This is a genomic window from Microbacterium sp. UBA837, from assembly GCF_002296025.1.
Taxonomy (GTDB): Bacteria; Actinomycetota; Actinomycetes; order Actinomycetales; family Microbacteriaceae; genus Microbacterium.
In genome coordinates this window covers 22,580-30,818 of the sequence record NZ_DBHD01000085.1, presented here as the reverse complement: position 1 = coordinate 30,818, position 8,239 = coordinate 22,580, and the positions used below count along the sequence as shown (strand labels likewise).

Genomic DNA, 8,239 nt, shown 5'->3' with positions numbered 1-8,239 from the left:
CCGATCTCGGGTGCGCCGTACGGTTCGGCGTCCATCCTGCCGATCTCGTGGGCGTACGTCCGGATGATGGGCGCTGACGGCCTGCGTCAGGCGACAGGCAGTGCGGTCTTGGCGGCGAACTACATCGCGGCCCGCCTGCGTGAGCACTACCCGGTGCTGTACGCGGGGGAGAACGGACTCGTCGCACACGAGTGCATCCTCGACCTGCGGCCCCTGCGGGACGCCACCGGAGTCACGGTGGATGACGTGGCCAAGCGCCTCATCGACTACGGATTCCACGCGCCGACGATGTCGTTTCCCGTTGCGGGGACGCTCATGGTCGAGCCGACCGAGTCCGAGGATCTCGGTGAGCTCGAGCGGTTCATCGAGGCGATGATCGCGATCAAGGCCGAGGCCGATGCTGTCGCTGCGGGGGAGTGGCCTGCTGGCGATAATCCGCTCGTGAATGCTCCGCACACAGCCGAGGCCATCGCGGTCGGCGACTGGCAGCATCCGTATTCGCGCGAGCGAGCGGTGTATCCAGTTCGTTCCTTGGTGCGTTCGAAGTACTGGCCGCCGGTCCGCCGGATCGACCAGGCCTACGGCGACCGCAACCTCGTCTGCGCCTGCCCACCCCCCTCCGCGTTCGTCTAGCCCCGCGCCCTTCGCCGTGAGACGTAACCTGGCGCGGGAAACGTCAGCCCGCCTCACGCGCGAGGTTCCGTCTCGGGCGGTGTGAGTGAGACGTGAGGGTGGCGAGCATGGCGGGTACGGGTGGCCGGATGCGGCGCACGCCGCTTGCCTCGAGCGTTCGTCGCAGGGGCTCGGCGCGCATGGCGTCGTTCCAGTCCCAGCGCGCGAAGCCGCGCAGGTGGCGACGTAGGCGGTCTTCGCGGCGCTTCTCAGCGGCAAGGTCCGCGGGGGTGCGGTACTTGCCGTATCCGTCGGACTCTCCGGCGATGTCGGAGCGCGGCCAATAGAAGTCGCAACGGTCGTTCTGCCCTTCGAAGTGGAACGGGTGCTGGAGCTCAGGTTCCTCGTACCCCAGCCAGCCGATGACCGCGCGGCTGACCGATTCGCCGACGCTCTCGGAGCGTGGATCGGCGTGTTCAATGGCCCATGCGCATCGGCGGCGGTGACGGCGATCCACCTGCAGCAAGAAGGCGTCACGAATCTCCGCGATGGTGCACAGACCGAGTTGACGCTTGCCGATCGTCGCGTCCACGGCCGCCAAGCCCCACGCGGGCGGAAGGGCGCGGGCCAGGGCGACCGCGGTGTCAGCCGGAGCAGTAAGCAGGAGGCCCCCTGTCTCCACGAAACGCGACGTCGTGAGGCTCGCGTGTCGAACGACATCGCCTACCCGGTGCGAGCGCGTCGCCTGGCCATCCAAGAGATGGATGTCGCGAGGTTCACCGAATATCGGCTGACCCCAGAGGGCAGCGGCAGACTCACGGCAGAACAACGCGTCCGGTCGGAGCAGCGCGACGGCGTGGACGCGTGCGAGGTAGCGATCCCACGGCGCGAGAGCGCGCCAGGCCGCCGCATCCGCCCATACGCCGTGTCGTACGGGCACCAGCGTGCGGTCATCACGCGGTCGAGCTGTTGGCGCGGCATCCGATGCAACGTGAAGGACAACGGGACTCGGAGCAATCGCGAGCTTGGGTGGCATCCTTCATCGTCGGCAGTTCCCCACCTACCCATTCCGGGCAACGCCCCCATCGGTGGACAACCCTCACGCCCCTCTTCCCGTGGAGGATCCCCGCTCCCGGCCACCCCGCTCCGTGAGACGTGCACTCGCGCGAGGGACGTGCCCCCGTGCGTCGCGCCAGGCTGTGTCTCACGGCATCAGCGGCGGGCGAGGCTAAAAGACGCCGGGGAAGAGGGTTACCGCGAGGGGGTAGCCGATGAAGGCGACGATGTCGATGAGGGTGTGGGCGATCACGAGGGGCATGACCCGGCCCCACCGGCGGTAGCACCAGCCGAAGACGACACCCATCGCGAAGTTGCCGACGATCGCACCGAAGCCCTGGTACGCGTGATAGGCGGCGCGAAGACCGGCGGTCGTCAGGATGATCGCCCACCAGTTCCAGCCGAACCGGCGGAGGCGATCGAACAGGTAGCCCAGAAAGATGACCTCCTCGGTCAGCCCCGCCCGTAGCGCCGCCAGCATCAGTAACGGCACGGTCCACCACGCGGCATCCAGCGGCGACGCGCTCACCTGGAGGGTGACGCCGAGCGCGCGCCCGCCGATGTAGAGGGCAAGGCCCGGGATGCCGATCACAAGGCCCAGCAGCAGTGCCCGGCCGAGGTCACCACCGAAGCGCGAGAAGTCCAGGCCGATCCGACGCAGGGCGTTTTTTCCGGGTTCCCACAGCAGATAGACCACCAGGGCGACCAGCGACAGCGCGAAGAACACACTCAGCAGCTGGTAGACGGCGTTCCAGATCGCCTCGGCATCGCGGTTGGGATTGAGCTGGGTCTGCTGCTGGGAGAGAGACTGGTTCTGCTGCGCCGCACGGATGAGCGATCGGACGAACGACAGGATGCTGTACACGGCGGACTGCCCGACCGTGATGGCCAGCACGATCCACACTTCCCACGTCAGACGTGTGCGTGTTGCGCCCTCAACCCGGGGGAGGTTCAGCACTTCGCTCACAACAGGCGGGCGCTTCGGGGGGTGCATCTTGTCAGATTGCCACATGCAACTCCCGTCGAGTTAAGGGTATGTAACTTTTCGGCCTCAGGTTTTGAACAACTCATAGCCCGCGCTTATGGTTTTTCCATCCGCGCCGGGGCACCCCATGCCCTGGCGCACAACCCCTTGCACAGGAGGAAATGTGAAGATCGCACGTCTTGCGGCGGGCGTGGGAGTTGTCGCTGTCGGAGCACTCGTGCTCGCCGGTTGCAGCAACCCCTACCAGTCGGATGTCGTGGAGAACTCTGAGATTACGGTTGCGTACAACTCGGGCTTCTTCCACTTCAACGACGACAGCTCTGCCGGCAACAACACCGCCAACGGCAACATCAAGTACATGACCGACACGTCGTTCTCGTACTACAACAACACCCCGGAGCTCGTGCGTAACACGGACTTCGGAACCTACGAGAAGACCAGCGACGACCCGCTGACCGTAGAGTACACGATCACCGCCGACGCGGTGTGGTCTGACGGAGTGCCGGTCGATGAGGCGGACATGCTCCTGCAGTGGGCTGCGATCTCGGGCAATGTCAACGACGCGTTCTCACCCGCTGCCACCACCGGCTACAACCTGGTGACGCAGATCCCCGCTACCGAGGACAAGAAGATCACGTTCGTCTACGACGAGCCCTACGTGGACTGGGAGCTGGTCGGCCCGATCGGTGTCTCGGCACACGGCACCTACGCCCTCGCGTTCCCCGACGAGTACGCGGACGTGCAGGCCGCCTGGGACACCTACGCCGCCTCGGGTGAGCAGGGTGACTGGGATGCCTACAGCAGCGCCGCCAAGTCCTTCGCCGAGACCGCGAAGCAGGCTGTCGTCGACGCGATCACCAACGGTGACGAGGAAGTCCTCGCTGCCCTCGGCGACGCGTGGAGCAACGGCTACGCCTACACCTCGCTGCCCGACAGCCCGGCTGCGGCGCTGACCAGCGGTGCCTACACGATCGAGGAGACCGTCGAGGACCAGTACACGACCCTCGTCGCGAACCCGCTCTACACGTGGGGCCCGTCGCCGAAGTTCGAGCGGATCACCGTTCGCACGATCGCCGACTCCACCACCGCGCTCCAGGCTCTCGAGGCCGGCGAGCTCGACATCTGGACCGGTCAGCCCACCGCTGACATCCTCCAGCTGGCCGAGGGTATCGCGACCGCCGAGGTGCAGACCGGCACGCAGGCATCGCACGAGCACGTCGACCTCACCGTCAACAACGGCGGCCCGTTCGACCCGGCCACCTACGGTGGCGACGAGGCGACCGCGCTCGCGGTTCGCCAGGCGTTCCTGAAGACGATCCCGCGCCAGGAGATCGTCGACAAGATCATCGTCCCGCTCAACCCCGACGCCGAGGTGCGCAACGCCAACCTCGTTGGCCCGGCGGACACGGTGCGCTACCCGATCCTCACCGGTGACAATGGTTCGGCCGACTACGCCGACGTCGACATCGAGGGCGCCATCCAGCTCCTCGCCGACGCGGGAGTGACCACGCCGATCGAGGTCGGCTTCTGGTACCCCGAGGGCAACGTCCGTCGTGGCCAGGAGTTCGAGCTCATCTCTTCGTCGGCTGCTCAGGCGGGCTTCCAGCTCGTCGACCAGAGCGAGCCGAACTGGGAGTTCACCGACCCGTCGATCAACCCGATCAACCCCCACGACGCCGTGATCTTCGCCTGGTCGCAGACCAGCCTCGCGGTGGGTGGCTCGGACCAGATCTACGCGTGCTACGAGACGCCTGAGGCAAAGGGTGGCAACTACAACGGTTACTGCAACGAGGACGTGACGGCTGCACTGCAGACCCTGAACGTCACCTCGGACTACGACGCTCAGACCGACCTCCTCAACGAGGCCGAAATGGGTATCTGGTCGGATGCCGTCACCATCCCGATCTTCCAGTTCCCCGGCCTGCTCGTCTCGAGCGACCGCGTGACCGGAGTGAAGGCCATGCCGCTGAGCCCGGACTACTTCTGGAACTTCTGGGAGTGGGCCCCGGTCGACGCTGAGGGTTGATCCCTCCGTCAGGGAAGCGGCCCGGCCGCTTCCCTGACGTCGACACCAATAGCGTGGGCGCCGAGGTGACCCCTCGGCGCCCACAGCTGTGTCGCGGCGACCGGCCGCGACACCGCATGCCGTAGTACCTTTGGGCAAAGCTCTGCCCCGAACGGAACACCCATGACACCTGAGTCCGCGAACCCGCGAGGCCGAACGTGCTGACCTTCCTGCTCAGGCGACTGGGCGCGATCCTGCTCGTGCTCCTTGTCGCATCGTTCATCGTCTACACCCTCACCGCGATCGGCAGCGATCCGCTCCGCGACCTGCGCGGCAGCAGCGCCCCCAACCGCGACGAGCAGATCGCCTACCGCATCGAGGTCCTGAACCTCGACCTGCCGCCGGTCCTCCGATACTTCACCTGGCTGGGCGGCGCCGCCCAGTGCTTCATCTTCCAGTGCGACCTCGGCGTCGCCTACAGCCGCTCCAACCAGCCGGTCACCGATGCGCTGGCCACGGCCGCGGGCTCCACGATCCAGCTGGTGACCGCCGCGACGATCATCGCGATCCTCGTGGGCATCACGATCGGCATCCTGACCGCCCTGCGCCAGTACAGCGGCTTCGACTACACGGTGACCTTCCTCACCTTCATCGTGTACTCCCTCCCCATCTTCTGGGTCGCGGTGCTCCTCAAGGAGTACGGCGCGATCCGCTTCAACGAGTTCCTCGCCGATCCCAACGTCACGTGGCTGGCGATCCTCATCACCGGCCTCATATCGGGCATCCTGTTCATGAGCCTGCTCGGTGGCAGCTGGAAGACCCGGCTCATCACGTTCGGCTCCGCGTTCGTCGCCGCCGGCGGCCTGCTCTGGTTCCTCGGGGTCACCGGATGGTTCACGACCCCCACGATTGGACTAATCGGTGTGATCATCACCGGCATCGGCGCCGCCGTCGGGGTGACCGCCATCTCCACGGGGCTGGCCAATCGCCGCTCACTTCTCGCGTCGCTGATCACGGTCGCGATCTGGGCGGCGGTCTACTACCCGTTGCAGTACCTGTTCTTCTATGTCGCCGAGGGCTGGATGCTGGTGCTGCTCGGTATCGCGGCGATCGGCATCGGCATCCTGGTCGGGGTCATCGTCGGCGGCGACGGCAAACGTGAGGCGGCCCGCACGGCCGCGATCGTCAGCTTCATCCTGTTCCTCATTGTCGTGATCGACCGCGTCATGCTCGTCTACCCGGACTACGTGCAGCGGATCCCGCAGAGCGGTGTCATCGCGACGATCGGCTCGCGCACTCCGGGTCTGCAAGGCGACATGTGGTTCCAGATGCTGGATGCCTTCTCGCACCTCATCCTCCCGACGATCGCGTTGGCGCTCGTCTCGATCGCCGCGTACACGCGCTACACCCGGTCGAGCCTCCTCGAGGTCATGAACCAGGACTATGTGCGCACCGCACGGGCCAAGGGCCTCACCGAGCGCACCGTCGTCGTCCGCCACGCGATGCGCAACGCGCTCATCCCGATCGCGACGATCATTGCCTTCGACATCGGCGCGCTCATCGGCGGTGCCGTCATCACCGAGACGATCTTCGCCTGGAAGGGTATGGGGTCGCTCTTCGTCGACGGCCTCAACGCCGGCGACGTGAACCTCGTCATGGGCTTCTTCCTCGTGACAGGTCTTCTGGCGGTGGTCTTCAACTTGATCGCCGACCTGCTCTACTCCGCTCTCGACCCACGGATCCGGGTGAACTGACCATGGCGACTCCGATTCCCACCGACGCTCCCGAGGACCGCGGGTCCGAGCAGACGATCGAGCAGAAGGCGGTCGCCGGCCTGAGCCAGGGTGCGCTCGTGCGCCGCAGGTTCTTCCGGCACAAGCTCGCGATGACCGCGCTCGTGGTGCTCGTGTTCATCATCCTGCTCGCCTTCACCTCTGTTGGAACGGTCATCGGCGGCACCGGCTCGCTGCAGGCCGACGCGTCCGGGACGCTCACCATCAACGGATGGCGGATCGAGGGGTGGTGGCCGCTGAACTGGTGGACCGCCTACCCGCTGGTCAACGCCGGTCAGCCGACGCTTTCGCTGTGGCCACTCAGTTTCGGCGAGCATCCGTTCGGTCAGGACACGCTGGGCAAGGACATCTTCGCGCAGGTGATGCGCGGCACCCAGCAGTCGATCACCGTCATGTTCCTCGTCGGCATCGTGTCGCTGATCGTCGGCGTGAGCCTCGGCGCGATCTCCGGTTACTTCCGGGGCTGGTCCGACTCGCTGATCATGCGCTTCACCGACGTCGTGATCATCATCCCGATCATCGTGCTCGGCTCGATCATCGGAAAGCTCCTGGGCGGCAACAACGCGATCGTCTTCGGCGTCTTCCTCGGCATCCTGAGCTGGACAGGTCTCGCACGGCTGGTGCGCGGCGATTTCCTGTCGCTGCGAGAACGCGAGTTCGTGGATGCCGCACGCGTGGCGGGCGCGAGCAACGCGCGGATCATCTTCCGCCATATCCTCCCGAACGCCGTGGGTGTCATCATCGTCAACACGACGCTCCTGATGAGTGCAGCAGTGCTGACCGAGGCCGCGCTGAGCTTCCTCGGATTCGGCATCAGCTACCCGGATGTCTCCCTCGGACAGATCATCTCCGAGTACCGCGAGGCGTTCCGGACACGCCCGTGGCTCTTCTGGTGGCCGGGCCTGTTCATCATCCTGCTTGCGCTGTGCATCAACTTCATCGGAGATGGCCTGCGCGACGCGTTCGACCCGCGTCAGCAGGCCAAGGTCAGCCGCCGCAAGGCGTCGCGCGCGGTCGCCGCGATCCCTTCCGTGCAGGCGGTGACGATGGTCGAGGCGCCGACCTCGGATTCCGATCTCCCCTACATCGACGAGTTCAGCGATCTGGGGGAGCGGTCGGCCCCGCCGGATGCCCGGGGAGACACCGGCGACAGGCCGGGTGATCAGCCGTGAGGCAGCGCGAGGCTCAGCACCGCGGCGACCGTCAGCGCGGCGGTGCCGGCGATCAGCAGCGGATGCCACGTCACGGCGGTGCCGCTGACGCTCGTCAGGCCCTCGCGGCGGTGGCGATCGAGCTCGCGTCGTACCAGGCCCGCGGCGTCTCCCGAGGCGGTTCCCTCCGCATCCGACGGGCGGCGCGTTTCGCCCTCCCCGGGCGTGTGGGCCACGTCCACGCGCTGGGTGGAGAGGGCTTGGCGCGCGCCGGGCGCCGGAGCTGCCCAGGCACGGATGACCCGGCCGCCGTTCGTGCGGAGGGTCAGCGCGTAGCGCGAATCGACCTCGGCGATGTCCCCCCACGGCACGCGGTAGGTGCGCACGATGTTGCTCACTTCGACGAAGCCCTCGGACACGCGGACGAACGGGCGCAGGTAGACCAGCCACGCACCCCAGCCCAGGAGAACGACGGGCCACGCCCAGCGCACGAGCTCGAGAAGACCGCCGTCCACGGCGATGAAGACCAGGGCCGCCACCGCGATCACGAGGGCCGCCACGGCGATGATCATGCCGCCGCGCGGGCGCAAGGTGACCGGTTCGGGCATGCGCCCATCCTGACACGGGAGAACGAACG

6 protein-coding genes and 1 pseudogene are annotated in these 8,239 nt (G+C 66.7%); 4 read left to right on the top strand and 3 right to left on the bottom strand.

The genetic code is table 11. The annotated features are described in order from the left end of the window. Positions 1-633 (top strand): annotated as a pseudogene (locus B3587_RS06340) (glycine dehydrogenase (aminomethyl-transferring)); the annotation flags it as partial. 43 nt (positions 634-676) lie between these two features. Here the strand turns inward: B3587_RS06340 and B3587_RS06335 are convergent. Both B3587_RS06335 and B3587_RS06330 read right to left on the bottom strand, forming a co-directional pair. Then, on the bottom strand, positions 677-1,648 hold the full coding sequence (locus tag B3587_RS06335) for a hypothetical protein (RefSeq protein WP_292727241.1): 972 nt from the start codon (positions 1,646-1,648) through the stop codon (positions 677-679). 192 nt (positions 1,649-1,840) lie between these two features. Beyond that, on the bottom strand, positions 1,841-2,662 hold the full coding sequence (locus B3587_RS06330) for a CPBP family intramembrane glutamic endopeptidase (protein WP_292727238.1): 822 nt from the start codon (positions 2,660-2,662) through the stop codon (positions 1,841-1,843). Between the two features lie 154 nt (positions 2,663-2,816). On the opposite strand from B3587_RS06330, the gene B3587_RS06325 reads away from it, so the two are divergent. From B3587_RS06325 to B3587_RS06315, 3 genes are all read left to right on the top strand, one after another. Beyond that, complete coding sequence (locus tag B3587_RS06325; protein ID WP_292727236.1) at positions 2,817-4,679, top strand: ABC transporter family substrate-binding protein; 1,863 nt, start codon at positions 2,817-2,819, stop codon at positions 4,677-4,679. Between the two features lie 197 nt (positions 4,680-4,876). Then, positions 4,877-6,412, top strand: coding sequence for an ABC transporter permease (locus B3587_RS06320; RefSeq protein ID WP_292727234.1), 1,536 nt, complete (start codon positions 4,877-4,879; stop codon positions 6,410-6,412). Between the two features lie 2 nt (positions 6,413-6,414). After that, complete coding sequence (locus B3587_RS06315) at positions 6,415-7,623, top strand: ABC transporter permease (protein ID WP_292727232.1); 1,209 nt, start codon at positions 6,415-6,417, stop codon at positions 7,621-7,623. Here the strand turns inward: B3587_RS06315 and B3587_RS06310 are convergent. Continuing rightward, positions 7,614-8,210, bottom strand: a complete 597-nt coding sequence (locus tag B3587_RS06310; RefSeq protein ID WP_292727231.1) for a PH domain-containing protein — start codon at positions 8,208-8,210, stop codon at positions 7,614-7,616. The two genes, B3587_RS06315 and B3587_RS06310, sit on opposite strands and share 10 nt — an antisense overlap. Between the last annotated feature and the right edge of the window lie 29 nt (positions 8,211-8,239).

What these genes read in the sequence shown, in the direction of transcription:
- B3587_RS06330 (WP_292727238.1), bottom strand. Translation starts at nt 2,662, where the DNA reads ATGCACCCCCCGAAGCGCCCGCCTGTTGTGAGCGAAGTGCTGAACCTC.
- B3587_RS06335 (WP_292727241.1), bottom strand. Translation starts at nt 1,648, where the DNA reads ATGCCACCCAAGCTCGCGATTGCTCCGAGTCCCGTTGTCCTTCACGTT.
- B3587_RS06315 (WP_292727232.1), top strand. Translation starts at nt 6,415, where the DNA reads ATGGCGACTCCGATTCCCACCGACGCTCCCGAGGACCGCGGGTCCGAG.
- B3587_RS06310 (WP_292727231.1), bottom strand. Translation starts at nt 8,210, where the DNA reads ATGCCCGAACCGGTCACCTTGCGCCCGCGCGGCGGCATGATCATCGCC.